This is a genomic window from Streptococcus mitis (assembly GCF_000722755.1).
Classification (GTDB): Bacteria; Bacillota; Bacilli; order Lactobacillales; family Streptococcaceae; genus Streptococcus; species Streptococcus mitis_CM.
Window position 1 is genome coordinate 35,494 of sequence record NZ_JPFY01000012.1, and the last position, 25,057, is coordinate 60,550.

25 protein-coding genes, 1 pseudogene and 3 riboswitches are annotated in these 25,057 nt (G+C 41.5%); of the genes and pseudogenes, 5 read left to right on the top strand and 21 right to left on the bottom strand.

Features of this window, described 5'->3' with window-relative positions; translation table 11 throughout:
• Nucleotides 1-235 precede the first annotated feature (235 nt).
• Genes SK578_RS02505 through SK578_RS02515 form a run of 3 tightly spaced genes read right to left on the bottom strand, consistent with a single transcriptional unit; the run spans nucleotide 236 to nucleotide 3,266 of the window.
• Nucleotides 236-2,479 carry a heavy metal translocating P-type ATPase gene (locus SK578_RS02505; RefSeq protein WP_042750301.1) on the bottom strand — a complete coding sequence of 748 codons (2,244 nt, stop codon included), beginning with the start codon at nucleotides 2,477-2,479 and terminating at the stop codon, nucleotides 236-238.
• Between the two features lie 9 nt (nucleotides 2,480-2,488).
• Nucleotides 2,489-2,860, bottom strand: coding sequence for a cupredoxin domain-containing protein (locus tag SK578_RS02510; RefSeq protein ID WP_042750303.1), 372 nt, complete (start codon nucleotides 2,858-2,860; stop codon nucleotides 2,489-2,491).
• 10 nt (nucleotides 2,861-2,870) lie between these two features.
• Nucleotides 2,871-3,266, bottom strand: coding sequence for a CopY/TcrY family copper transport repressor (locus SK578_RS02515; protein WP_042750305.1), 396 nt, complete (start codon nucleotides 3,264-3,266; stop codon nucleotides 2,871-2,873).
• A gap of 183 nt (nucleotides 3,267-3,449) precedes the next feature.
• Nucleotides 3,450-3,548: riboswitch (TPP riboswitch) on the top strand.
• Between the two features lie 83 nt (nucleotides 3,549-3,631).
• Between SK578_RS02515 and thiD the strand changes: the two genes are divergently transcribed.
• Nucleotides 3,632-4,423: a bifunctional hydroxymethylpyrimidine kinase/phosphomethylpyrimidine kinase gene (thiD, locus tag SK578_RS02520; protein WP_042750306.1), complete on the top strand. Its 792-nt coding sequence runs from the start codon at nucleotides 3,632-3,634 to the stop codon at nucleotides 4,421-4,423.
• A 158-nt stretch (nucleotides 4,424-4,581) separates the two neighbouring features.
• Here the strand turns inward: thiD and thiE (SK578_RS02525) are convergent, their stop codons facing one another.
• The 11 genes from thiE (SK578_RS02525) to lctO form a co-directional block, all read right to left on the bottom strand.
• Nucleotides 4,582-5,214: a thiamine phosphate synthase gene (thiE, locus tag SK578_RS02525; RefSeq protein ID WP_042750308.1), complete on the bottom strand. Its 633-nt coding sequence runs from the start codon at nucleotides 5,212-5,214 to the stop codon at nucleotides 4,582-4,584.
• Nucleotides 5,207-6,010, bottom strand: coding sequence for a hydroxyethylthiazole kinase (gene thiM, locus SK578_RS02530; RefSeq protein WP_042750310.1), 804 nt, complete (start codon nucleotides 6,008-6,010; stop codon nucleotides 5,207-5,209). Before thiM (SK578_RS02530) ends, thiE (SK578_RS02525) begins: the two co-directional genes overlap by 8 nt.
• Nucleotides 6,010-6,534: an energy coupling factor transporter S component ThiW gene (gene thiW, locus SK578_RS02535; RefSeq protein ID WP_001225552.1), complete on the bottom strand. Its 525-nt coding sequence runs from the start codon at nucleotides 6,532-6,534 to the stop codon at nucleotides 6,010-6,012. The genes thiM (SK578_RS02530) and thiW overlap by 1 nt, the downstream gene beginning before the upstream one ends.
• Nucleotides 6,535-6,538: 4 nt before the next feature.
• Nucleotides 6,539-7,231 (bottom strand): thiaminase II, encoded by a 693-nt coding sequence (gene tenA, locus SK578_RS02540; protein ID WP_042750312.1) that lies wholly within the window; start codon nucleotides 7,229-7,231, stop codon nucleotides 6,539-6,541.
• Nucleotides 7,232-7,241: 10 nt separating this feature from the next.
• Complete coding sequence (locus SK578_RS02545; RefSeq protein ID WP_042750314.1) at nucleotides 7,242-7,892, bottom strand: energy-coupling factor transporter transmembrane component T; 651 nt, start codon at nucleotides 7,890-7,892, stop codon at nucleotides 7,242-7,244.
• Between the two features lies 1 nt (nucleotide 7,893).
• Nucleotides 7,894-9,279 carry an ATP-binding cassette domain-containing protein gene (locus tag SK578_RS02550; protein WP_042750315.1) on the bottom strand — a complete coding sequence of 462 codons (1,386 nt, stop codon included), beginning with the start codon at nucleotides 9,277-9,279 and terminating at the stop codon, nucleotides 7,894-7,896.
• The gene (locus tag SK578_RS02555) at nucleotides 9,280-9,840 is read right to left on the bottom strand and encodes an ECF transporter S component (protein WP_000915275.1); all 561 of its coding nucleotides are present in this window, start codon (nucleotides 9,838-9,840) and stop codon (nucleotides 9,280-9,282) included.
• A gap of 155 nt (nucleotides 9,841-9,995) precedes the next feature.
• Nucleotides 9,996-10,084: riboswitch (TPP riboswitch) on the bottom strand.
• 213 nt (nucleotides 10,085-10,297) lie between these two features.
• A complete protein-coding gene (thiE, locus tag SK578_RS02560; RefSeq protein WP_042750317.1) occupies nucleotides 10,298-10,927 on the bottom strand; it encodes a thiamine phosphate synthase in 630 nt (209 codons plus the stop codon).
• A 1-nt stretch (nucleotide 10,928) separates the two neighbouring features.
• Nucleotides 10,929-11,711, bottom strand: a complete 783-nt coding sequence (gene thiM / locus SK578_RS02565) for a hydroxyethylthiazole kinase (RefSeq protein WP_042750318.1) — start codon at nucleotides 11,709-11,711, stop codon at nucleotides 10,929-10,931.
• 136 nt (nucleotides 11,712-11,847) lie between these two features.
• Nucleotides 11,848-12,516: a TenA family protein gene (locus SK578_RS02570; protein ID WP_042750321.1), complete on the bottom strand. Its 669-nt coding sequence runs from the start codon at nucleotides 12,514-12,516 to the stop codon at nucleotides 11,848-11,850.
• 215 nt (nucleotides 12,517-12,731) lie between these two features.
• A riboswitch (TPP riboswitch) is annotated at nucleotides 12,732-12,820 on the bottom strand.
• A gap of 148 nt (nucleotides 12,821-12,968) precedes the next feature.
• Complete coding sequence (gene lctO, locus SK578_RS02575) at nucleotides 12,969-14,105, bottom strand: L-lactate oxidase (RefSeq protein ID WP_000120714.1); 1,137 nt, start codon at nucleotides 14,103-14,105, stop codon at nucleotides 12,969-12,971.
• 215 nt (nucleotides 14,106-14,320) lie between these two features.
• Here lctO and SK578_RS02580 point away from each other — a divergent pair, with 215 nt between their 5' ends.
• The 4 genes from SK578_RS02580 to SK578_RS02595 are packed head-to-tail and all read left to right on the top strand — an operon-like array spanning nucleotide 14,321 to nucleotide 17,275.
• Nucleotides 14,321-15,001 carry an amino acid ABC transporter permease gene (locus SK578_RS02580; protein ID WP_042750323.1) on the top strand — a complete coding sequence of 227 codons (681 nt, stop codon included), beginning with the start codon at nucleotides 14,321-14,323 and terminating at the stop codon, nucleotides 14,999-15,001.
• The gene (locus SK578_RS02585; protein WP_042750325.1) at nucleotides 14,961-15,638 is read left to right on the top strand and encodes an amino acid ABC transporter permease; all 678 of its coding nucleotides are present in this window, start codon (nucleotides 14,961-14,963) and stop codon (nucleotides 15,636-15,638) included. The genes SK578_RS02580 and SK578_RS02585 overlap by 41 nt, the downstream gene beginning before the upstream one ends.
• Nucleotides 15,639-16,397: an amino acid ABC transporter ATP-binding protein gene (locus tag SK578_RS02590; RefSeq protein WP_042750327.1), complete on the top strand. Its 759-nt coding sequence runs from the start codon at nucleotides 15,639-15,641 to the stop codon at nucleotides 16,395-16,397. It abuts the gene before it with no gap.
• Between the two features lie 11 nt (nucleotides 16,398-16,408).
• The gene (locus tag SK578_RS02595; RefSeq protein ID WP_042750329.1) at nucleotides 16,409-17,275 is read left to right on the top strand and encodes a cysteine ABC transporter substrate-binding protein; all 867 of its coding nucleotides are present in this window, start codon (nucleotides 16,409-16,411) and stop codon (nucleotides 17,273-17,275) included.
• Nucleotides 17,276-17,406: 131 nt separating this feature from the next.
• On the opposite strand, the gene pyrE is transcribed toward SK578_RS02595, so the two are convergent.
• The 7 genes and pseudogenes from pyrE to typA form a co-directional block, all read right to left on the bottom strand.
• Nucleotides 17,407-18,039: an orotate phosphoribosyltransferase gene (gene pyrE / locus SK578_RS02600; protein ID WP_042750331.1), complete on the bottom strand. Its 633-nt coding sequence runs from the start codon at nucleotides 18,037-18,039 to the stop codon at nucleotides 17,407-17,409.
• Between the two features lie 33 nt (nucleotides 18,040-18,072).
• Nucleotides 18,073-18,774, bottom strand: coding sequence for an orotidine-5'-phosphate decarboxylase (gene pyrF, locus SK578_RS02605; protein ID WP_042750333.1), 702 nt, complete (start codon nucleotides 18,772-18,774; stop codon nucleotides 18,073-18,075).
• 232 nt (nucleotides 18,775-19,006) lie between these two features.
• Nucleotides 19,007-20,260: pseudogene (locus SK578_RS02610) on the bottom strand (cell division protein FtsQ/DivIB).
• Nucleotides 20,261-20,269: 9 nt separating this feature from the next.
• Nucleotides 20,270-21,328 (bottom strand): UDP-N-acetylglucosamine--N-acetylmuramyl-(pentapeptide) pyrophosphoryl-undecaprenol N-acetylglucosamine transferase, encoded by a 1,059-nt coding sequence (locus SK578_RS02615; RefSeq protein ID WP_042750337.1) that lies wholly within the window; start codon nucleotides 21,326-21,328, stop codon nucleotides 20,270-20,272.
• A gap of 1 nt (nucleotide 21,329) precedes the next feature.
• Entirely contained in the window at nucleotides 21,330-22,682 is a 1,353-nt protein-coding gene (gene murD, locus SK578_RS02620; RefSeq protein ID WP_042750339.1) for a UDP-N-acetylmuramoyl-L-alanine--D-glutamate ligase, read from the bottom strand.
• A 115-nt stretch (nucleotides 22,683-22,797) separates the two neighbouring features.
• A complete protein-coding gene (locus SK578_RS02625) occupies nucleotides 22,798-23,052 on the bottom strand; it encodes a DUF3165 family protein (protein WP_042750341.1) in 255 nt (84 codons plus the stop codon).
• Between the two features lie 19 nt (nucleotides 23,053-23,071).
• The gene (gene typA / locus SK578_RS02630) at nucleotides 23,072-24,913 is read right to left on the bottom strand and encodes a translational GTPase TypA (RefSeq protein WP_000164111.1); all 1,842 of its coding nucleotides are present in this window, start codon (nucleotides 24,911-24,913) and stop codon (nucleotides 23,072-23,074) included.
• Nucleotides 24,914-25,057 lie beyond the last annotated feature (144 nt).

Below are 25,057 nucleotides of genomic sequence, written 5' to 3' on the forward strand. Positions count from 1 at the left end.
CTAATTTATCACATTTATTTTTAGTTTACTAAGAATCTGCTCAGAAGTTTTTATTCTCTATTACAGTACAGTTTGAAAACGTTTTTAGCTTCTGTTTTATAATACTCAATGAAAATCACAGAGCAAACTAGGAAGCTCGCCGCAGGTTGCTCAAAACACAGCTTTAAGATTACAGATAAAGCTGACATGGTTTGAAGAGATTTTCGAAGAGTATAAAAAGCGAGCAAGCCCGCTTTTAATCTATTTTACTAAAGTTTAGTAAGAGTGAACTAGTCAGAACAGATACAGAACTAAAGGCCATGGCTAGACCAGCTAGTTCTGGATTGAGGACTAGTCCAACACCAGAAAAGACTCCTGCTGCAATCGGAATTCCGGCGACATTGTAGATAAAGGCCCAGAAAAGATTGAGCAGAATACGATGAAAGGTTTTCTTACTCATGTCAAAGGCACGAACCACTCCTAGGAGGTTATTAGTTGTCAACACCAAATCTGCTGACTCGATGGCAATATCTGTTCCAGCTCCCATAGCAATCCCCACATCTGCTACACTGAGGGCAGGAGCGTCATTGATACCATCCCCAACAAAGGCTACTTTTCCAGTCGCTTGTAGTTTATGGATTTCATGGGCTTTTTCTTCTGGTAAGACACCTGCAATGACCTCTTCGATTCCGATCTGATCGGCAATAGCACGCGCCACACCTGCATTGTCTCCTGTCAGCATGACTGTTTTAAGACCTCGTTTTTTCAACTGACTGATGGCAAGCTTAGCATTTTCCTTAGGAATATCTTGCAGAGCAAGCAAGCCTTTGATTTCATTGTCCACAGCCAAGAACACAACTGTCTTAGCTTCTTTTTCCAGTTCTTCTAGTTTTTCTTGATAAGTGCTAGAAATGTTCATACCATCCAGCATTTTAGCATTTCCAAGCAGAACTTGTTTTCCATTGATTTGCCCTGAGACACCTTTTCCGTGCAAGGCTTGGAAATTTTCAACAGTGTGAAGCTCAAGTCCAGTTTCAGTCGCTCGCTTAACAATAGCCTCAGCCAGTGGGTGTTGAGAAGCTTCTTCCAAGGAAGCTGCCAATCCAAGCACTTCTACTTCGTCGCCGATGATATCTGTGACCACAGGTTTCCCTTCCGTCAAAGTTCCTGTCTTATCAAAAACAATAGTTTGGACTTTCTGGATTTCCTGTAGAACCGTTCCATTTTTGAGGAGAACTCCCATCTTGGCACTGCGACCTGTCCCCACCATAAGGGCTGTCGGTGTTGCAAGTCCCAATGCACAAGGGCAGGCAATAATCAGAACTGCTACTCCATAGAGAAGCGAAGACACAAAGCTCGCTCCAAGCACAACTACACTATCCCTGAGCAAGACGAACCAAACCCAAAAGGTCACAATCCCTAAAATGACAACTGCTGGGACAAAAATCCCTGAAATCTTATCCGTCAAGTCCTGAATCGGCGCACGACTTGTCTGAGCTTTCTTCACAAAATCCACAATCTGAGCCAAAACAGTCTCTGAACCAACTTTTTCTGCTCTAAAAACAAGTGTTCCACTATTATTGATGGTTGAACCAATGACGGTATCTCCAACTGTCTTGTCCACAGGCAGACTCTCACCTGTCACCATAGACTCATCAATACTAGAGATACCTTCTACTACGACACCATCAACCGCAATCTTTTCACCGGGACGCACTCGAATCAGGTCGCCTACCTTAACTTGGTCCAAGGGAACTTGAACATAGTTATCCTCACGCAAGACTTCTGCAGTTTTAGCCTGCAAGTCAAGTAATTTCTCCACAGCTTGGGAAGTATTTTTCCGCATTTTCTCCTCAAAAACGGCTCCCATAAGAACGAAGAAGAAGATAAAGGCAGCACTTTCAAAGTAAACGGGGAGGCCAGCGAAGAGGGCAACTAAGCTATAGAAATAGGCCACTAGGGTTCCCAGAGCAACCAAGGTATCCATGTTGGCATTGTGCTTTTTAAAACTAGCCCAAGCACTTTGGATATAAGGACCACCTGCTACTAGCATAATCGGTGTTGTGGCTAAAAAGGTGCCCCAACGCATGACTTGGTGACTAATTCCTCCTGTCGACATCCCAATCATGAGAATCACAAGAGGCACAGTAAAGATACTAGTAATCCAAAAACGCTGTAAAAGTGATAGAGATTTTCGAGTCTTCTCAACTACGGTATAACTCCCCTTTTGCATCTTCATGCCACAAGAAAATTCATGTTGACCTAATTCTTGAGGTGTAAAACGAATGACTTTCTCCTCATCTACGCCGATTGGTTCCAAGATGCCTTCTTCTTCAAACAGAATTTCCTTGTAACAGTTTGAAGGAGTAGCACGATGAAAGGTGATCTCAGCAGGAACTCCTTTTTGCAGTTGAATGTGGGCTGGATGGTAGCCTTTGTCTGCCGTGATACGGATTTTTTGAACACCATTTTCAAGATTTGCTTTTATAATTTCAGTCATATCATTCTCCTATTCTACAATCATCTTACCGTGCATCATATTCATGCCACAAGAGAAAGCATACTCTCCAGCCTGCTCAGGCGTGATTTCCACTACATACTCTTTCCCCATAGGCAGGTCCGCATGTACACCAAAATCTGGAAAAACAATTTGGTCCAGACAGGGTGAAGGGTCTTTACGGTCAAAGACAATGCGGGCTGGCACTGATTTCTTGAGGATAAGCAACTCAGGCGTATAGCCCCCCATGACCTCCACTCGAATCTCTTGGTAGCCGTTTTTTTGCTGGGCCTTTTGTCCAGATTTTTCAGGCTTTTTGAAAAACCAAAACAAGATAAACGCGATAAGGGCAATACAAACAATGGTTACAATACTATTTAACATGACGTCTCCTTTACATACAATTACATTTTACTTCTGTCACAGCGCTTGATTTCTTCTCAGAAATCACAGCTTCCAAGTCTTCCAAGTCAGTCTGAGTAAAATCACATTCAGCAATCAAATCAGCTAACAAGTTCTTAATCCTACGAGAACAAACCTTGTCCTTGATATCTTGGACAAGTAAATCCCGACTTTGATCCAAAGTTAAAAGGGCTGAATAGACAAAAGACTTGCCTTCTTTTTTCCGAGTCAGACACTCTTTCTCAACCAGACGAGCCAAAAGAGTTTGAATGGTCGACTTGGACCAGTCGAATCGCTCAGCCAGAACCCTAATCAAATCCGTACTAGTCTGCTCTCCTTGCATCCAAATAATCTTCATGACCTGCCATTCTGCATCTGAAATCTGCATTAGCACACCTCCAAAATCTACATTTGTCGATTACAGTTATTAGTATACTACTGTAATCTACATTTGTCAACTATAAAATTAATCTTTTCTTTGAAAAATTGAATTTTAACCATATAATACAGGATTTGTAGTCAAATCTTACTATATAAACTATAAAAATATGCTATACTAAAGAAAAAAGAAAACAACCACTAGGGGTGCGTAAAGCTGAGATTAACAACTGTTAGATCCCTTTGACTCAATCTAGGTAATGCTAGCTGATGGAAGTGGAAATGATAATGGGGACTAGCAGTCTTCTATTACCTTTCTAAAACAGACCAGCTTGTTCTTAAGAATACAAACTTCAGTTGGTTGGGAGGTTTTAGATGACTTATTTACCCGTTGCTTTGACCATTGCAGGGACTGACCCTAGTGGTGGTGCTGGCATTATGGCTGATTTAAAGTCGTTCCAAGCTAGAGATGTCTATGGAATGGCCGTTGTGACCAGTCTTGTCGCTCAAAATACCAGAGGCGTTCAATTGATCGAGCACGTTTCTCCTCAAATGTTGAAAGCCCAATTGGACAGCGTCTTTTCGGATATCAAGCCTCAGGCTGTAAAAACTGGGATGTTGGCAACTACTGAAATAATGGAAATCATCCAGCCCTATCTTAAGAAGCTGGATTGTCCCTACGTTCTTGACCCTGTTATGGTCGCAACAAGCGGAGACACCCTGATTGATAGCAGTGCCAGAACCTACCTAAAAACAAATCTGCTTCCCCTTGCAACCATCATCACACCCAATCTTCCTGAGGCAGAAGAGATTGTTGGTTTCTCGATCCATGATCCCGAAGACATGCAACGTGCCGGTCGCCTGATTTTAAAAGAATTTGGTCCTCAGTCTGTAGTCATCAAAGGTGGTCATCTGGAAGGCGGTGCCAAGGATTTCCTTTTTACCAAGGATGAACAATTTGTCTGGGAAAGTCCACGAATTCAAACCTGTCATACCCATGGTACTGGATGTACCTTTGCTGCAGTGATTACTGCTGAACTAGCCAAGGGGAAAACCCTCTATCAAGCAGTCGATAAAGCCAAGGCCTTTATCACGAAAGCCATCCAAGACGCCCCTCAACTCGGTCATGGTTCTGGCCCAGTTAACCATACAAGCTTTAAAGATTAAAAAACTCTCTAGTTCCTACTTTAAGGGAATTAGAGAGTTTTTATACTCTTCGAAAATCTCTTCAAACGACGTCAGCTTTATCTGCAACCTCAAAGCTGTGCTTTGAGCAACCTGCGACTAGCTTCCTAGTTTGCTCTTTGATTTTCATTGAGTATTAATTAGAAAATAATGTCATCCAACTTTGTTAAGAAGGCTTGCGTTTTTGCCTCTATATCTTCTGCCTGCATCAAATCACGCACTACAGCTACACCAGCTATACCCGTGCCGATAAGTTGGTCAATATTCTCTGATGTCAAGCCGCCAATAGCAACTACTGGAATGGCGACCCTTTGGCAAATTGTCTTCAAGGTTGAAATCAGGGTGATAGGCGCATTTTCCTTGGTCGTAGTCGGGAAAATGGCTCCTGTCCCCAAGTAATTCGCCCCTCCTTCTTCTGCCTCGAGGGCTCTTTTTACAGTTTTAGCTGTGACACCAAGTATTTTGTCAGGGCCCAAGACTTGTCGAGCAACCGAAACTGGTAGTTCATCGTCTCCGATATGGAGACCAGCAGCATCAACTGCGAGACAGACATCCAAGCAATCATCGATTATCAAGGGTACCTGATAGGAATCTGTTATTTCCTTGACTTGTTTTGCCAGTTGATAATATTGATTGGTTGTAAGATTTTTTTCTCGCAATTGGACTATAGTAACCCCTGAACGGCAAGCCGTCTCAACCTTTTCAAGAAAGCTTTCCAAGGAATCTTGGTAGCGATTGGTTACTAGATACAGTCTAAGCGCCTCTCTATTCATAAACATCTCCTTTGATGGCATCTAGCCAATTTTCATCTCTTTTGAGGAGCGAAAGCTGATTGAGTACTTGGTATCGAAAATCTTCCAATCCCATCCCTTGAACAACTATTCTCTCAGCAGAGATATTGAGATAAGAGACTGCTAAGCAGGAAGCTTCAAATCCAGTCTTTCCTTGGCTGAGAAAAACAGCTGTTAAAGCTCCAACCAAGTCTCCTGTCCCTGTTATCCAGTCTAATTCTGCACAGCCATTTCCCAGTACAGCGACCTGATTCTCTGAAACGATGAGATCCTTGGGGCCAGTAACTAAGAATGACATACCAGGATAAAGCTGACACCAGTCTTTCAAGACTTGAAGTAAATCCTCAGTTTCTTGATCTTTAGCACTCGCATCTACCCCAACGCCGTGGTGCTTTAAGCCAACAAGACTTCGAATTTCCGACATGTTTCCTTTAAGGACCGTAGGGCTGTAGTCTAAAAGGTCTTTAATTAAGCTCTTACGAATGGATGAAGCCGTTACGCCAACCGCATCTACTACCATTGGGAGAGAAACTTGAGCTGCATAAGAAGCTGCCATACGGATTGCTTTTTCCTTCTCAGCAGACAAATGCCCCAAATTGATGAAGAGGGCCTGGCTTTGCTTAGTAAAATCAAGAACCTCACGGGAATCATCTGCCATAACTGGTTTACATCCCAGAGCCAAAATCCCATTTGCTAGCATCTCACAAGAAATTTCATTGGTAATACAGTGAATGAGGGAAGTCGTTGCCAGAGGAAAAGGATTTGTAAATGCCTGCATCAGTCTATCCTTTCATCAAAGAAATATCCCTGTACTTTTTTAAAGAATTCCTGCTTGATTAAAAATCGAAAGGCAATAAAGGAAATCGCTGTACCAATCAAGGTTGCTCCGAAAAATCGAGGAGTGTAGATAAACCAGCTAAGCTTAGCGGCCGATCCTGTAAAGAGTACCATAACAGGATAGGAAACAATAGAACCAATAATACCTGTTCCCAAAATTTCTCCCAAGGCAGAAAAGTAAAATTTTCGACCATACTTATAAAAGAGACCTGCTAGAAGGGCTCCAAAAGTCGCTCCTGTAAGAGCTAAAGGCGGAATCCCTTGAGTCGTCATACGGATAAAGGCTGTCACTGTAGCCATAGCCAAGGCATAAACAGGTCCCATCATGATTCCTGCTAGAATATTGACTACACTGGACATCGGTGCCATTCCCTCAATCCGAAAGATAGGCGTAAGGACAACATCAAGGGCAATCATCATGGATAAAATGGTTAATTTGTGAACTTGTAATTGGTGCTTTCTCATGTTTCTATTCTTCTCCTGTTTCTAAAGACTGTAAATCGCTCTTCCATGTCTGGTGTTGGTAGGCCATTTCCCAAAACTTAGCTTCCATATGAACACTGATGTGGAAGGCATTTAGCATTTTTTTCTTGTCTGTCTCGTCACTTTCTCGATAGAGTTGATTGACCAGCGCTCCCTCCTCTCTGATCTGCTGCTCTAACTCATCCGTAATATAAGTTTCAATCCATTGTTGGTAGAGAGGATTTGGTGATGGTTTAAGATTAAGTGATTTGCCTATATCATGATATAGCCAAGGACAAGGCAGCAAGCTCGCAAAAGCAATACCCAAGTTTGGCTCTGCAAATTGCCGATAAATGTGAGAGATATAATGATAGCAGGTTGGAGCGATTGGATGCTCATCCATTTCCTGATCGCTGATTTCCAATTCCTTGAAAAATTGTTGGCGGATAAATAACTCACCTTCCACTAGACTCTGAGCATTTTGTTTCAAGAGTCTTTTCATCTCTTGGTTTGAAGTCTTATCAGCCAAGAGGTGATAGGCTTCTGAGAAGGCCTTCAAATAGTAGGCATCCTGAATCAAGTAATAGCGAAAGATGGACGGGTCTAAATTCCCCTCTTGTAACTGTAAAATAAAGGGATGATGAAAGGAAGCCTGCCAAGCTTCCTTGGATAATTCCATCGCAATATCTGTAAATTCCATAATAACTCCTTTATAAAAATAGACTGGTTTGAAGCAATAAAAAGAACAGCAGGTAGATGAATTTTGTTTTTTTAGCAATATAAAAAGTCCGATAGCTATTCTCCACCTGTGCATGTTCGTCATATCCATGCGCTGACAGGGCTCTCAGATAAAGATGACGCCACCTAAAGACCGTCATCAGAACCTTACTGTAAATCAAGGGCGACCAAAAATGTAGTTCTTGACCACGTAATAGGCAAGCTTCCTTGAGAGATTTGATTTCTTGCTGAATAAGGGGGAAGGAATTGAATACCACAATCAAGGCATAGGCCCAAGAGCGTGATAACCCCTTTTGAGCCAAGTACAAGAGAAGCTCTTTTAGGGAAATAGAGGAAACAAAAACAAGACCAATACAAACGGTCACAAAGGCCCTCGTTCCAAGCATGACTGCTTGCGAAGCATCTCCATGTAACTGAACTGCCCAGTAGTTGGCAAAGGATGGCAAAATGGCAAGCAGAATCATCCAAGCCAATACTTTAAATCGACGGTAATAGAGCATAAAGAGAATACAAAATGCGACTACCGAAAGATTTAGAGCAATCGAAGGAATGAAAGATGTTTCCAGAGATAAAATTAGCAAGAAGAGACTGATAATCGGTGTCTGGGTTGCTACTTTGACCATACTATCCCACCTCCCCTTGGATATTGCTACTCTGAGATGTGAGTGGTTTGGTAATTGTCACTTCTTTCACATGACTGAGATCCTGACTAGTCATCTCAATCCAATAATCAACCACAGAGATCAAGGGGTCCAAACGATGGCTAATGATCAGAAAACTTCTTCCTTGATTTCTCTCCTCCACAATCCACTTGCAAAAATAGTGGCAAGCTCTATCATCCAAACCAGCAAAAGGTTCATCTAGTAAAATCACAGAAGCCTTGCTGGTCAAGATGGTCAAGAGCTGAAGAATCTTTTGCTGGCCACCACTTAATTGATAGGGACTCTTATCGAGTGCCTGCTCCAGATCAAAATATCGTAAAGCTTGGAAAATTTGTTGATTTCTTTCAGAATCAGGTCCATCTAATTGAAGCTCTTCTCGCAGACTGACTCTGATAAACTGCTTCTCAGCTTCCTGAACAACACCCGTCAGGTCACGATACAAACTCTTTTTCTTTTTCAGGACTGTCCCCTTCCAGGTAATGCGCCCCTTATACTTTTGAAATTGAAGAATAGACCGAAAAAGGGTTGATTTCCCTACACCATTGTCACCCAAAATACAGGAAATTCCTTGGTAGAGTGTAAAATTCGCAATCGAAAAGAGGGGGTGCTTATCCAGTTCACAAGTGATTCGGTCCATATAAAATAGTTCTGGGCTAGAAGCAACCTCCTTTGAAGCAACCTGTGTCATCTCAGATGAAGGGATTTGAAACACTTCCCTTAGTTGTCCATCTCTTAGCTCCACCATATGGTCGATATAGGCTTCATAGTCCGTTAAATCATGGTCGCACAAAATAACTGTCTTCCCATTAGAAGCCAACTCTTTTAGAATCTCCAATATCTCTATCCTACTCTTGCGGTCAATGGAAGCGAAGGGCTCATCCAAGAGATAGACCCTAGGATTCATAGCAAAGAGAACAGCCAAGGCAGCCTTTTGCTTTTCTCCACCTGATAAGTGATGGATGGGACGGTGCAATATTGCCTTGCAGCGACATTGCTGGACCACCTCTGCTATTTTAGAATCAATTTCCTGAACGGGATGCCCAATATTTTCCAAGGTAAAAATCAGCTCCTCAAACAAGTTCTCCATAGTAAATTGATGATTGGGATTTTGAAAGAGAATACCAACCGTCTGGACACGTTCGATGATAGAAAGCTGACTGACCTCGCTCCCATTTATCAGGACTTGACCCCTATAGGGAAGAGAACTGACTTGGGCAATCATTTGAAAGAGACTGGATTTTCCTGAACCACTGCTCCCAACTAACAAGGTAAAGGCTTGCGCATGAAAAGTAAAATCAAGCGGCTCAGAGAAGATTGGGGACTGAATCGCTCGTAGTTCCAGCCCCATCTATGCCTTGCCCCCAGCTGCAAACTGATGATAAAGTTTGACAATGGCACGAACCAAGATAGTACAGAAGAAAAAGACGGAAATAAAACGTACTACAAGCAAGGAAAGAACAAAAGGAAGGGAGAAGGCGTAGTAACCTAACTTAATGTATTCATAGACAAAGCTAACAAGCGTAATTCCAATACTATTGGCAGTTAGAGAGAGCCAACTTTCATAGCGATTCTTGGTTACGATAAAACCAAGTTCACTTCCCAAACCTTGAACCAAGCCAGACAAAAGGGCACCTAGACCGAATTGGCTACCATAAAGGACTTCAGCAAGGGCAGCTAGCACTTCTCCAATCGTTGCACTTCCCACTCTTGGAACAAAAATGGCAGCAATAGGCGCAGCCATACACCAGAGACCAAAGAGGATTTCATTGGCAAAGGCCTGTAAACCAAGAGGGGCTAAAATCAGAGTGAGGATATCAAACAGATAACCTGAACCCACAAAAACGCCACCAAAAAAGATAGACAAGAAAGCAAGTAAGATAACATCTTTTAACTGCCATTTTTTCAACATAAAAAACTCCTTTTTTAAAGAAAAGTGGGGAATTCAATGTGAGCTACCTAAATGCTTTGTATCATCTTCATCCAGTTTCGTAAAAGAAAAAACTCTAATTACAGATAGGAATTAGAGTTCAGCTTACAAGATTAGATGGTTAGTTTCTATAAATACAAAACCACTTCACATTTCCCTTCGCCAGTCTTAACTGTATCAGGTTCAATGGGTATCATCTCAGCCTAAAGCACCCCAAATGTCTTTATTATTTAATTATATAAATATTATAACAAACGATTTTTTCCAGTTCAAGAAATTGAACTGGAAATACAGCCTTGCACTCACAAATACAGCATATCTTTCTTTTGCAAAAAACAAATGTCTTGTTTGATAGATTAGCCATTTGAGCTGAATCTGGACATAGCTTTTTAGAGAAAAGAAAATCCTACTCCATCAGAATACAAGAAAAAATTGATAGCTATTGTTCACTCATTTCCCGAACAGTTTTTTCTATATTAGCCGAATATGAGATTGCTGAAATGATTGAAACACCATCCATATTGGTCTTCATAATGTCTTTAATATGTTGCGTCTGTATCCCACCAATTGCAACTAAGGGCATTTGTGGCAATAGTTTTCTCATCAATTTAAGACCTTCATAACCTATAGCACCACCAGCATCATCCTTTGACTGGGTATCAAATACAGGACCAACACCAACATAATCTACATATTCAACTTTTGATTGTTGAAATTCTTCCTCGTTTTTTATAGAAAGACCAATTATTTTATCTGGCATCAATTTTCTAATTTCATCAACTCCAAGATCATCCTGTCCTACATGTACTCCGTCAGCATCTATCTCTAATGCTAACTCAATATCATCATTAACGATAAACGGCACATTGTATTTTTTACAAAGATCCTGTAGTTTTATTGCTAATTCGACTTTTTCTTTACCTTCCAGGGCTCCCTCACCTTTTTCACGGAATTGAAATAAGGTTATACCACCTTTTAAGGCTTCCTCAACGACTCTATATAGATCTTTTCCCTGGCAAGTAGTCGTTCCACAAATAAAATATAGCTTTAGTAATTCTTTTTGAAACATCTTACTTCACTCTTTTGAATTTCTTTACATCTTCATCTGTAATCTCATATAAGGCATTTATAAATTCCACTTTGAATGTTCCAGGAAGATGTCCATTTGGACGTTTTTCTGCCATTTCTCCAGCGATATTGTAAACCAACATTGCTGTTTCTAATGATTTCAATTCTTGACCTTTTTCAAGTCCGATAAAGCTTGCTACCACTGCCCCTAATAAGCATCCTGTCCCAATAACTTTTGGCATCATGGCACTACCATTATGAATCGTTACCACTTCTCCATTTACCGCAATGGCATCCACTTCACCTGTTACTATTATAGGGATATTGAACTTTTCATTTGCTGCTAGAGCAATTTCGTCAATATTATCTACGCCTGCACTATCTACTCCTTTAGATGCCACATTTATCCCTACTAAAGAGGCAATCTCACCAGCATTTCCCCTAATCGCTGCGAGTTTGTAATTATTTATTAAATCTTCGGATACTTTTTTTCTATAAGATCCTGCTCCACAAGCTACAGGATCTAAAACTGCTGGGACATTATATTTCTCTGCAATTTTCAGAGCAGCTTGGTATAATTTCCAATTTTCATCTGTCAATGTTCCTATGTTTATTAATAAACCACCAGCATACTTTAACAAATCCTCTAAATCTGCTGGAAACTCACTCATGGCTGGTGATGCACCCAGTGCTACTAATCCATTTGCTGTGAAATTTTTTACTACATCATTGGTGATGCAAATGACCAAAGGTGCTTTTTCTTTTAATAATTTTAAATTTGTCATATTGAAATTCTTCCTTCTCACTTTATACGATATACTGATTTCGATTTATCTCTATCTTTCGTTAAGAAATTTTTTTCATTTACCATTTACATTGAATGATTTACCTCATCAAATTTGTAAATATCCTAAACCCTCTCTAGGCGTCATAGCCAATATCAAAAAAGGCTAATTCTAAAGCAACCGATTGATTCCAGCGTTGCTGAAGTTCTGTCAAATCTTCTCGACCTTTTCCGACACGATTGAGTTCGTCAACCAGAAATTGAACCCACTCTGCAAAGAAAGGACCTCTGTGGAGATTAATCCATTCCGAATGAATGTAGGCTTCAGGTAGAGCCAAATCTTTAGAACCCCAGTCTAAATAGAGACCTTCTGCAATGACCAGCATGACCAAAAGATGGGCATAGTTTGATGAATCCACTGCCGAATACATAAGATCCTGAAAGGCTTTTGTTACAGGATGCAAGGTCACTTCCAGATAATCATTCTCAGATACTTTTAACTCTTTGAAAGCCTTCTGGAAATAACCGTCTTCATCTGCTTCAAGAAAGCCTAGTTGCTTGGCAAAACGAAGCTTGGATTCAAGCTGGTCTGCGTGGGCTACGCAGGCACCCAGCATGGATAAGAAGGCATCAAAGAAGTGATAATCTTGAATTAGGTAGTCTTTTAAGACCTTATTCTCAATTGTCCCCGCAAAAAGTTCCTTAACAAAACGATGATTGATTGCATCCTGCCAATCCTTCTGACTGCTTTTTAATAATTTTCCAACAGTCAAACCTGGCTCAAATGCATAGTCTTGTGTTTCCATATTTACTTTTCCTCTCTTTACTCGTTCGTAATCAACAAAATACCAAGAAAATCCTAGTTTTACTTGACCTTTTTAAAGAAAATCAAGGGCGTTCAAGAAGAGCTATCTAAATGCTTTGTATCACATTCATCCAGCTTATATAAACAAAAAAACTCCAATTACAATCAAGAATTAGAGTTGACTTACAAGATTCGATCGTTCATTTCGCCATACGAAAAAAACTGTTCACATTTCCCTTCGCCAGTCTTAACTGTATCAGGTTCAATGGGTATCATCTCAGCTTAAAGCACCCCAAATGTCTTTGTTATTTAATTACTGCACCAGTATAGCAAAAAATGAAAGCCCTAGCAAGATATTTGATTAGAAAATATATTTATATAGTTTTTAATGGTGATTTATTCTTCCTATAGACGAAGAAAAACCTCCACATCAAGTGGAGGCAATCTCTTTTATCAATACAATTTTAAGTCGCGTGGGTCAACTGGGAAGGTTGGGTTGTATGGGTTGTGACGGAGTTTGAAGTGTTTGACATCTTCAATAGTCTGAGTTCCAGATAATTGCATAACTGTCTTCAATTCTGCATTCAAGTGTTCAAAGACTTGACGTACACCAACACTACCACCGAGAGCCAAACCATAGATGACAGGGCGACCAATAGCTACCAAGTCTGCTCCTGAAGCCAAGGCTTTAAAGACGTGTTGACCACGACGAATACCTGAGTCAAAGACGATTGGCACACGTTTGTCAACTGCTTCTGCTACTTCTTGAAGTGAGTCAAAGGCAGCTGGTCCACCGTCGATTTGGCGGCCACCGTGGTTGGTTACCCAGATACCAGAAGCTCCCGCAGCAAGCGAACGTTCAACGTCCTCACGGCATTGTGGTCCCTTGACATAAACAGGAAGTCCTGAGTATTCAGCGATAAATTCTACATCACGTGGAGACAAGCGTTGTTTAGCTGATTTGTAAACAAAGTCCATTGATTTACCAGCACCTTCTGGTAGATATTCCTCAACAATCGGCATGCCAACTGGGAAGACAAAACCATTACGCTTGTCCACCTCACGATTGCCTCCTACAGTCGCATCTGCTGTCAAGACAATCGCTTTATAACCTTCAGCCTTCACACGATCCATGATATGGCGGTTGATACCGTCATCCTTACTAAAGTAAAATTGGAACCAGTGAGGTGTCCCTTGAAGGGCTTCTGTAATTTCTGGAAGATCGACAGTAGAGTAAGAGCTAGTTGTATAAAGAGACCCAAACTCATGCACACCACGCGCAGTCGCCACTTCACCCTGTTCGTTTGCTAATTTATGAGCTGCAACAGGCGCCATAATGATTGGTGAAGACAATTTTTCACCTGCAAATTCAATCTCTGTACTTGGATTTTCAACATCACAAAGAGTATGAGGAACGATGAGTTTGTGGTTAAAGGCACGAATATTCTCACGTAAAGTAAAGGTATCTTCCGCCCCACTAGCGATATAGCCAAATGCTGCTTTAGGAATAACTTGTTGCGCCATTGGCTCCAAATCATAGGTATTGATGAAATCTACATGACCTTCTGCATTGCTTGTTTTGTATGACATAAAATGCCCTCCTTAATAAGTAAGCGTTTACTTTGTATATTACAAAAATATCTTAACTCTTTTTTCAAAATTTTTCAAATATTTTGTTTGAAAATTTCAGAAATTCTAGGACTATGATAAAAAATCCCTATAACAGCAATAAAAAATACATATTATTCAAAGGAGATTTTAAGTGCTACAATAACTGTATTATTTCTAGATGGGAGGTTCTATTTTTGGATTGGTCCATTGTTGAACAATATCTACCACTATATCAAAAGGCATTCTTTCTGACCTTGCATATTGCAGTTTGGGGAATTTTGGGATCCTTTCTGCTCGGTCTAATCGTTAGTATCATCCGACATTATCGAATCCCTGTTTTGGCGCAAGTAGCGACAGCCTATATTGAATTGTCACGTAATACGCCCCTTTTGATTCAACTCTTCTTTCTCTACTTCGGACTTCCCCGAATAGGGATTGTCCTATCTTCAGAAGTCTGTGCCGCTTTAGGACTGGTCTTTTTAGGAGGCTCCTATATGGCAGAATCTTTCCGAAGTGGGCTGGAAGCCGTCAGTCAAACCCAGCAGGAGATTGGATTAGCAATCGGTCTGACACCTGTGCAGGTCTTTCGCTATGTGGTTCTTCCGCAAGCAACAGCGGTGGCCCTACCGTCTTTTAGTGCCAATGTCATTTTCCTCATCAAGGAAACCTCTGTTTTCTCAGCAGTAGCTTTGGCCGACCTCATGTACGTCGCCAAGGACTTGATTGGACTCTATTATGAGACAGACATTGCGCTAACTATGTTGGTAGTTGCTTACCTTATCATGTTGCTCCCCATCTCACTGGTCTTTAGCTGGATAGAAAGGAGGCTCCGCCATGCAGGATTCGGGAATCCAAGTACTCTTTCAGGGAAATAATCTCCTGAGAATCTTACAGGGATTGAGCGTTACGATTGGGATATCCATCCTGTCTGTCCTCTTATCCATGATATTCGGGACAGTCATGGGAATCATCATGACCTCCCATTCTAGAATCATACGATTTTTAACACGATTGTATCTGGAATTCATCCGTATCATGCCCCAACTGGTGCTACTCTTCATCGTTTACTTTGGCTTGGCTCGAAACTTTAATATCAATATCTCAGGTGAGACTTCTGCTATTATCGTTTTCACCCTCTGGGGAACAGCTGAGATGGGGGACTTGGTCCGTGGAGCTATCACTTCCCTTCCTAAGCATCAGTTTGAAAGTGGACAGGCACTCGGCTTAACCAATGTTCAACTTTACTACCACATCATTATCCCACAAGTCTTTAGAAGATTACTGCCACAAGCCATCAATCTTGTTACTCGGATGATTAAAACCACTTCCTTGGTTGTTTTGATAGGGGTTGTTGAGGTTACAAAGGTTGGACAACAAATCATCGATAGTAATCGCCTGACCATCCCAACTGCTTCCTTTTGGATTTATGGAACCATTCTAGTCTTATATTTCGCAGTCTGCTTTCCTATTTCCAAACTATCCACTCACTTAGAAAAACATTGGAGGAACTAAATGTCTGAAACTATTTTAGAAATCAAGGAACTAAAAAAATCCTTCGGAGACAATCCCATCCTCCAAGGACTTTCTCTAGAAATCAAAAAAGGGGAAGTTGTCGTCATCCTAGGACCATCTGGTTGTGGTAAAAGTACCCTCCTTCGTTGCCTTAATGGCTTAGAAAATATTCAAGGTGGAGATATCCTGCTGCATGGTCAGTCTATCGTTGAAAATAAAAAAGACTTTCACCTAGTTCGCCAAAAGATTGGCATGGTCTTTCAAAGCTATGAACTCTTTCCCCATCTGGATGTCCTTCAAAACCTCATCCTAGGCCCTATCAAGGCTCAGGAAAGAGACAAGAAGGAAGTAACGGAAGAAGCTCTGCAACTACTGGAACGTGTTGGTTTGCTAGACAAACAACATAGTTTTGCCCGTCAATTATCTGGTGGACAGAAACAACGGGTTGCAATTGTCCGTGCCCTCCTCATGCATCCAGAAATCATCCTTTTTGACGAAGTGACTGCTTCGCTGGATCCAGAAATGGTGCGTGAGGTTCTGGAACTCATCAATGACTTGGCCCAAGAAGGCCGTACCATGATTTTAGTAACCCATGAAATGCAGTTTGCCCAAGCAATTGCCGATCGGATTATCTTCCTCGACCAAGGGAAAATTGCTGAAGAAGGAACGGCTCAAGATTTCTTCACCAATCCGCAAACCAAACGAGCCCAGGAATTTTTAAACGTCTTTGACTTTAGCCAGTTTGGCTCATATCTATAAAGGAGATTCTTATGAAACTATTCAAACCACTCTTAACTATTTTGGCACTTGCCTTTGCCCTTATCATTGTCACAGCTTGTAGCTCAGGTGGAAATGCTGGTTCATCGTCAGGTAAAACCACTGCCAAGGCTCGCACAATCGATGAAATCAAAAAAAGCGGTGAGCTACGAATCGCCGTGTTTGGAGATAAGAAACCTTTTGGTTACGTTGACAATGACGGTTCCTACCAAGGTTACGATATTGAACTTGGGAATCAACTAGCTCAAGACCTTGGCGTGAAGGTTAAATACGTTTCAGTAGATGCTGCCAACCGTGCGGAATACTTGATTTCAAACAAGGTAGATATTACTCTTGCCAACTTTACAGTAACTGACGAACGTAAGAAACAAGTTGATTTTGCCCTTCCATATATGAAAGTTTCTCTGGGTGTCGTATCACCTAAGACTGGTCTCATTACAGACGTCAAACAACTTGAAGGTAAAACCTTGATTGTCACAAAAGGAACAACTGCTGAGACTTATTTTGAGAAAAATCACCCCGAAGTAAAACTCCAAAAATACGACCAATATAGCGATGCCTACCAAGCCCTTCTTGACGGACGTGGAGATGCCTTTTCAACTGACAATACTGAAGTCCTAGCTTGGGCGCTTGAAAATAAAGGCTTTGAAGTAGGAATTACTTCCCTCGGTGATCCAGATACCATCGCAGCAGCAGTTCAAAAAGGCAACCAAGAATTGCTAGACTTCATCAATAAAGATATTGAAAAATTAGGCAAAGAAAACTTCTTCCACAAGGCCTATGAAAAAACACTCCACCCAACCTACGGTGACGCTGCTAAAGCAGATGACCTAGTTGTTGAAGGTGGAAAAGTTGACTAATACTCTTCGAAAATCTCTTCAAACCACATCAGCTTCACCTTGGATTATATTTGATTTTCATTGAGTATAAGATCCAATAACATCACAAAAAGAAATCAGGTAATCCTAGTGACTACCTGATTTTCTATGTTTTAGGCGTTTTGCCAATTTTCTTGGTCTTCTTTAAATCGTTTTAGGAGATCTAAGCCTTCTGGTGTGATGTAACCTTCTTCTTGAGCTAGGTGAATGAGTTCACTGTAGTTAGAAAGTGTTAACAGCTTAACACCAGCATCTGCAAAGTTTTTGTCTGCTTTTGGCAATTGGTAGCTGAAAATCGCTACAACTCCAAGCACATCTGCTCCTTCTCGTTTAGCAGCTGCTACTGCTTCAAGAACAGAACCACCTGTTGAAATAAGATCTTCAACCACTACCATTTTTTGACCCTGAGCTACGCGTCCTTCGATTTGATTACCAGCACCGTGGTCTTTTGGTTTGCTACGGATATAGGCAAATGGCAGATTCATCTTGTCAGCAATGATGGCTCCGTGAGGAATCCCTGCTGTTGCAGTTCCTGCAATCACTTCTACCTCTGGAAAGGCTTCTTTGATAGCTTCCACAAAGCCATTTTCAATTAAGGTACGAGTTTCTGGATAGGCTAGTGTCACACGATTATCAGTGTAAATCGGTGACTTGATACCAGATGCCCAAGTGAAAGGCTCCTCTGGTTTGAGGTAAACTGCTTGAATTTTCAAGAGGTGGCTAGCGATATCTTTAGCAAGTGTCATGGTCTTCTCCTTTTGTTTTTCTAATCTAGTTCTTTAATTCCAGTCCTGTGTCCATTCATCCTTGATGGCATGATAAGCTGCAACAGGATTCTCAGCTTGGGTAATGGGACGTCCCACTACGATATAGTCACTACCGATTTGATAGGCATCAGCAGGTGTCATCACGCGTTTTTGGTCTCCAACTGCAGCACCTGCTGGACGAATGCCCGGTGTCAGACAGATAAAATCTAGATTGGTGGCCTGCTTGATGAGTTGCACTTCCTGAGCCGAGCAAACAACACCATCTAATCCCGCTTCAGCCGTCTTCTTGGCATAATGAATCACTGACTCCTGCAGACTGGTTTGGATATTTTGAAAATCCTTCATCTGAGCTTCTGAGGTTGATGTGAGCTGAGTGACAGCGATCAATTTTGCTTGACTTCCAAGACCTTCACGCGCAGCCTTCATCATCTCTACACCGCCAGCCGCATGAACATTTGTCATATCCACACCAAGCTGAGACAGGACCTTCATAGCTGATTTGACTGTATTGGGAATGTCATGCAGCTTGAGATCCAAAAAGACACTGTGCCCCAGGCCTTTCAAGTAAGACACAATCTCAGGCCCCGTTGCGTAATAAAGCTCCATCCCTACCTTAAGATAAAGGCTTTCTTCTGCTGGGAAAAGAGCTAAAAATTCCTTGACCGCCTCAAAACTAGGAAAATCAAGAGCAATGACTGGACGATGTTCTCGCATAGGTTTCTCCTTTTACCTTTGATAGTGAGAGAGTCTGGCCAACAGAAGCCACGAAAAAAGGAACCTGCCAACAGCAAGGTTCCACGAAAAATGGGTAGTCTCCACCCTTTCACCGTCTAACCTTAGCTGCCTCTCTGGACTGCTTTAAAGGTTTTTTACTATTCTATTATTTCTACTAACACTTGTCAAGTAAAAACATGGCCACTGAAGAACTACGAGAGAAAAGCTAAACCTAGCGGCGCGATGAACGTCGGGTCGTTTGGTTTTGATTGCCCTCTTCCTCCAGCTTTTTCCTTTCCTCTTCTAGTTTATTCTACTGTTCTTCCAGTCTTTTCTTCTCTTCCTCTTTTTGTTTCTTCTCAGCTTCCTTAGCCTCTTGTTTGGCTTTTTCCTCAGCCTCCATAATCAATTTATCCGCCACAGTGTAACTGTAAATTCCAGCTTCCATGTCAATCACACTCGGTTCTGATAATTGTGGCTTAATCTTACTGTAGTAAGGCAGTTTCTTACTCATTTCAGATAGAGGAACCAAGACCTCGTCCGAATCATTCATAGTCAATCGAATTAAATCTGATGTGACCTTGCTTGGGGCTAGTTCCACCTTTTGGATAGCCGCCTTGAGTTCTGGACTAATTTGAGCAAGTTCTGAGGTAAAGGTCTTGATTTGTTCGCTGTCATTAAAGAAAACTGATATATAAGTTTCTGGCAGACTCACCAAGCTCACCGAACTGGTCTCAAGCTGACCACTTGAAAGGATTGGATAATGACTTTCTCCAGAAACATAGTAGGCCACAATATCATATTCCTTAACCTTGATTGTAAACTTGGTTGGAAATTGATAGACAAGCTGAGCTGATTCAACCCAATAGTTAGACTTGATCTGCTCTTCATATTTTGCCTTGTCTAGCAGAAGGTTAATCGTATAATCCGAATCCTGAATGCCTGAAGCCTGTCGAATATCATCATCTGTAGTTTGCACTGTTCCCTCAACACGAATATCCTTCATGGTCGCATAAGGGCTGAGCAAGTATGCAGAGACAACCAATAAAAGCAGACTGAGAAACAAAATCGAGATAGCCCGCCAGATATGAACTCCTGGGATTTTCGGTTTGACCGGTTTTTCCTTTACAGGCTTTTTCTCTATTTTTTTATCCTGTTTATTCTGTTTCTTTGGCTCTTTGGATTTTGGTTCTTCTTTGGGTACTTCTTTTTTGACGTCTTCTGACTCTTCTACTTTTTCTTCAGTATCATCCTTGGCTGATTCTGAATCTTTTGGATCAGATTCACTCTCTTGCTCCTCGGTTGCATCTGACTTTTCAGATTTTGAAGCCATTCGAGCTTGTCTTTCCTTTTCCTTCTCCTCAGCTAGGGCCGCCTCTTCTTCAGCCTTCTTTTTTAGATATTCCTGGTTTCGTTTCTGCCATTCTGATAACTCTTTAAATTCTTCGAGGATTTCTTTGCCCTCATTTTTCTTATCTTTTGACATTTACTTTCCTTATGATAAATCTTTTTTCAACAATTGATAAAAATCTGCTAGAGATTTCAATTCCTTAGATGCCTTCATGTTAGTCTGGTAGTATTCCTTGTGACTTAGTAAGTGAGAAAGCTTCTCTTCTAAACTGTCCAAGGTCAAATCGCTTTCTTGAAGCTCTTCTGCATAGCCTTTTTTGACAAAGTAGGCTGCATTTTCAATCTGGTCTCCACGACTAGCTTCACGACCAAGTGGCACAATAACATGCAATTTTGCCATGGCCAAGAGCTCAAAAATCGTATTGGCACCACCACGTGTCACAACAATATCAGCCAATTCCATCAAGGGTTGATAGAGACTGGTCACATAGTCAACACGAAAGAGATTTTGGCTCAACTCATTCAGGCTAGAATCTCCAGTTAGATTGATAATATTGTAGCGCTCTGTCAGTTCTTTCTTATGGTCTGTCACCAATTGGTTAAAGACATGAGCACCTGCAGAACCACCGACAAACAATATAGTTGGCAATTGGGGATTAAAGTGGGTTTGAATATCCACCAATTCATCTGGTTCTGGAGTGTTTTGGTCTGAAACCTTTGTCACTGCTCCCACATGCTCGACCTTAGACAAACTTGAAGCTTGCTCAAAGGTTGAATACATCTTAGTCGCAAATTTATAGGCAATTTTATTAGCCAAGCCCATAGATAGGTCAGATTCGTGAATATAGACAGGCACTCCTGACACACGTGCTGCGATAACAGGCGGAACAGAGACAAAGCCTCCCTTTGAAAAAAGAGCCTGTGGACGAAGTCGCAACATGATAAAGAGAGATTGGACAATTCCCCAGCCAACTTTAAAGACATCCAGCATATTTTGCCAAGAGAAATAACGACGCAATTTTCCAGTCGCAATAGAATGGAAGGTGACATCTAGACCTGACTTAAGGATTTCTTGGTGTTCGATACCACGCTTGTCCCCGATATAGTGGACTTCCCAGCCATCTTCGATGAACTTGGGCATTAACAAAAGATTGAGGGTAACGTGTCCAACCGTCCCCCCACCTGTAAAGACAATTTTTTTCATATTATTCCTTTAACTCCGCTACTGTGTCGATAAAGAGGTCGCCACGTACTTCAAAGTTAGCATACATATCCCAGCTAGCATTGGCAGGACTGAGAAGAACCACATCTCCTTGAGTCGCAAGCTCATAGGCCTTGCGGGTCGCATCTGCAATATCAGTCGCATCCACATAAGCCACACCAGCCTTGTCTGCTGCCCGTTTGACACGTTCTGCAGACTGACCCAGGATAACCATTTTCTTGAGTCCAGTAATATCTGGCACCAATTCGTCAAACTCATTACCACGGTCCAAACCACCTGCAATCAAAATGACCTTGCTGTTGTCAAATCCTGACAAGGCTTTTTGAGTTGCCAAGATATTAGTTGACTTGCTATCATTATAGAATTTTACACCCTTGATTTCATCCACAAATTGGAGACGGTGTTTGACACCACCAAAGGCTGAAAGAGTTTCTTTGATGGTTTGGTTATCAACACCACGAAGCTTGGCTACAGCAATCGTCGCAAGGGCATTTTCCACATTGTGACTACCTGGAACTCCGATTTCATTCGCTGCCATGACCACTTCCCCACGGAAGTAGAGTTGACCATCTTCCATATAAGCTCCATCAACCTTTTCCTGTGTTGAGAATGGTACAACGGTAGCTTGTGTTTTAGTAGCCAAGTCTTTTGCCAAGTCTTGGTTAAAGTTCAAGACAAGGAAATCAGATGTTGTCATCTTGTTCTGGATATTCCACTTGGCTGCTACATATTCCTCAAAAGAACCATGATAATCGATATGAGTTGGCATGAGGTTGGTAATAACTGCAATCTCAGGATGGAATTCTTGAACACCCATCAGTTGGAAAGAAGAAAGTTCCATGACAAGCGTGTCCTTGTCTGACGCAGTTTGTGCCACTTGACTAGCTGGATAGCCGATATTCCCTGATAAAAGACCATGTTGACCAGCAGCAGTCAAAACTTCCCCAATCATGGTCGTTGTGGTTGTTTTACCATTTGAACCAGTAATACCAACAATCGGTGCTTCAGAAATCAAATAAGCCAATTCCACCTCGGTCAAGACTGGAATTCCCTTCGCCAAAGCCTTTTCAATCATGGGATTGCTGTAGGGGATACCTGGATTTTTCACCATGAGGGCAAACTCTTCATCCAAAAGTTCCAATGGATGACCACCTGTAATGACCTTGATCCCTTCTTCCAGCAAACTTTGGGCAGCTGGATTGTCCTCGAAAGGTTTCCCGTCATTTACTGTCACAATGGCACCTAGCTTGTCCAACAAACGAGCTGCAGATTCACCAGACTTGGCCAAACCTAAAACAAGGACTTTCTTATTTTTAAATTGATCTATTACTTTCATGTCTCGAACTCCATTTCTACTCTTACTATTTTACCATTTTTATGGAAATAATTCTAAACGAAAATGCTCATATTCAGCATTCCAACAAGCAAAAAGAGAGCCAAAACTCTCTTTTTTATCTTCTTTTACTTTTACTAATCGACATGAGGGTAATATCTCGCAAGCTAAAGTATGCTAGGAAGAGCATGGCGATTGCGATAAAGAATTCTGTCGGTAGCTGAAAGATTTGCAGAACTGACAACATCAGCAAAATCAAAAGTGCTACGAAAGCAAAGACGACAAGGACGATATTGACTGTCCCTTTAATGCTTTCTGGTGTCGCAAATACATAGAGTAGTAATAAGAGGAGTCCTATGATTAAATAAACCATCTTTATCTCTTTCTAGCTCTTATTCAGCTGATTTTTTCTTCTTGTTAGCTTTCTCACGCTCTGCCTTGTTAAGGATTTGTTTACGCAAACGGATAGACTCAGGAGTTACTTCCATGTACTCATCATCATTCAAGAACTCAAGAGACTCTTCAAGGGTCAAGATACGAGGTGTCTTGATAACAGCTGTTTGGTCCTTAGTAGCTGAACGAACGTTGGTCATTTGTTTTGCCTTAGTGATGTTAACGGTCAAGTCGTTTTCACGAGAGTTTTCACCGATGATCATTCCTTCATAAACCTCAGTACCTGGGTTGACAAAGATTGTACCACGTTCTTCGATAGACATGATTGAGTAAGTTGTAGCCTTACCAGCATCGATAGAAACAAGGGCACCACGGTGACGACCACCAATTTCCCCTGGAATCAATGGCAAGTATTGGTCAAAGGTATGGTTCATGATACCGTAACCACGAGTCATTGACAAGAACTCAGTTGAGTATCCAATCAAACCACGCGCAGGAACAAGGAAGACCAAACGAGTTTGACCATTACCAGTTGAAATCATATCCAACATTTCACCTTTACGTTCAGAAAGGCTTTGGATAACAGATCCTTGGTATTCTTCTGGAGTGTCGATTTGAACACGTTCAAATGGCTCACATTTAACCCCATCGATTTCTTTTACGATAACTTCTGGACGAGATACTTGAAGTTCATATCCCTCACGACGCATTGTTTCGATAAGGATTGACAAGTGCAATTCTCCACGACCTGAAACAGTCCATTTATCTGGTGAATCAGTTGGGTCAACACGAAGGGAAACGTCTGTTTGCAATTCTGCCTGCAAGCGTTCTTCTACCTTACGAGAAGTTACCCATTTACCTTCTTTACCAGCAAATGGTGAGTTGTTGACCAAGAATGTCATTTGAAGAGTTGGCTCATCGATGTGTAGGATTGGAAGAGCCTCTACTGCATCTGTCGGAGTAATGGTTTCACCGACAAAGATATCTTCCATACCTGAAACGGCAATCAAGTCACCTGCTTTGGCTTCTTGGATTTCACGACGTTCCAAACCAAAGAAACCAAAGAGTTTTGTAACACGGAAGTTTTTAGTTGTGCCATCAAGTTTAGAAAGGGTAACTTGGTCACCAACTTTAACAGTACCACGGAAGACACGACCGATACCGATACGTCCAACAAAGTCGTTGTAGTCCAAAAGTGATACTTGGAACTGCAAAGGCTCATCTGAGTTATCTACTGGAGCTGGGATGTGGTCGATAATTGTGTCAAAGATTGGTGCCATAGTCGCTTCTTGGTCAGCTGGATCATCTGACAATGAAGAAGTTCCGTTGATCGCTGAAGCATATACCACTGGGAAGTCAAGCTGGTCGTCATCTGCACCAAGCTCGATGAAAAGTTCCAAGACCTCGTCCACTACTTCTGCTGGACGAGCTGATGGTTTATCGATTTTGTTAACAACCACGATTGGCACAAGGTCTTGTTCCAAAGCTTTTTTCAATACGAAACGAGTCTGTGGCATTGTTCCTTCATAGGCATCTACGACCAAGACAACACCGTCAACCATTTTCATGATACGCTCAACTTCTCCACCAAAGTCCGCGTGTCCTGGTGTATCCATGATGTTGATACGAGTTCCGTTGTAGGCAACGGCCGTATTTTTAGCAAGGATGGTAATTCCACGCTCTTTTTCGATATCGTTTGAGTCCATAGCACGCTCTGCCAATTCAGTACGTGCATCAAGCGTTTCTGATTGTTTCAATAATTCGTCAACGAGGGTTGTTTTACCGTGGTCAACGTGGGCGATAATCGCAATGTTACGGATATCTTCTCTTAATTTTGTCATGATTTCCTCTATAATATTCAAAATTTATTTTCTAACTGAACGATTATACCATAATTTCAAGTAAATAACATAATTCAAGCAAGTGTAAATGTTTTCACTCTGCTTTTCTTTTCACGTCAAGCCTTTTCAAAGCAAGCGACTTAT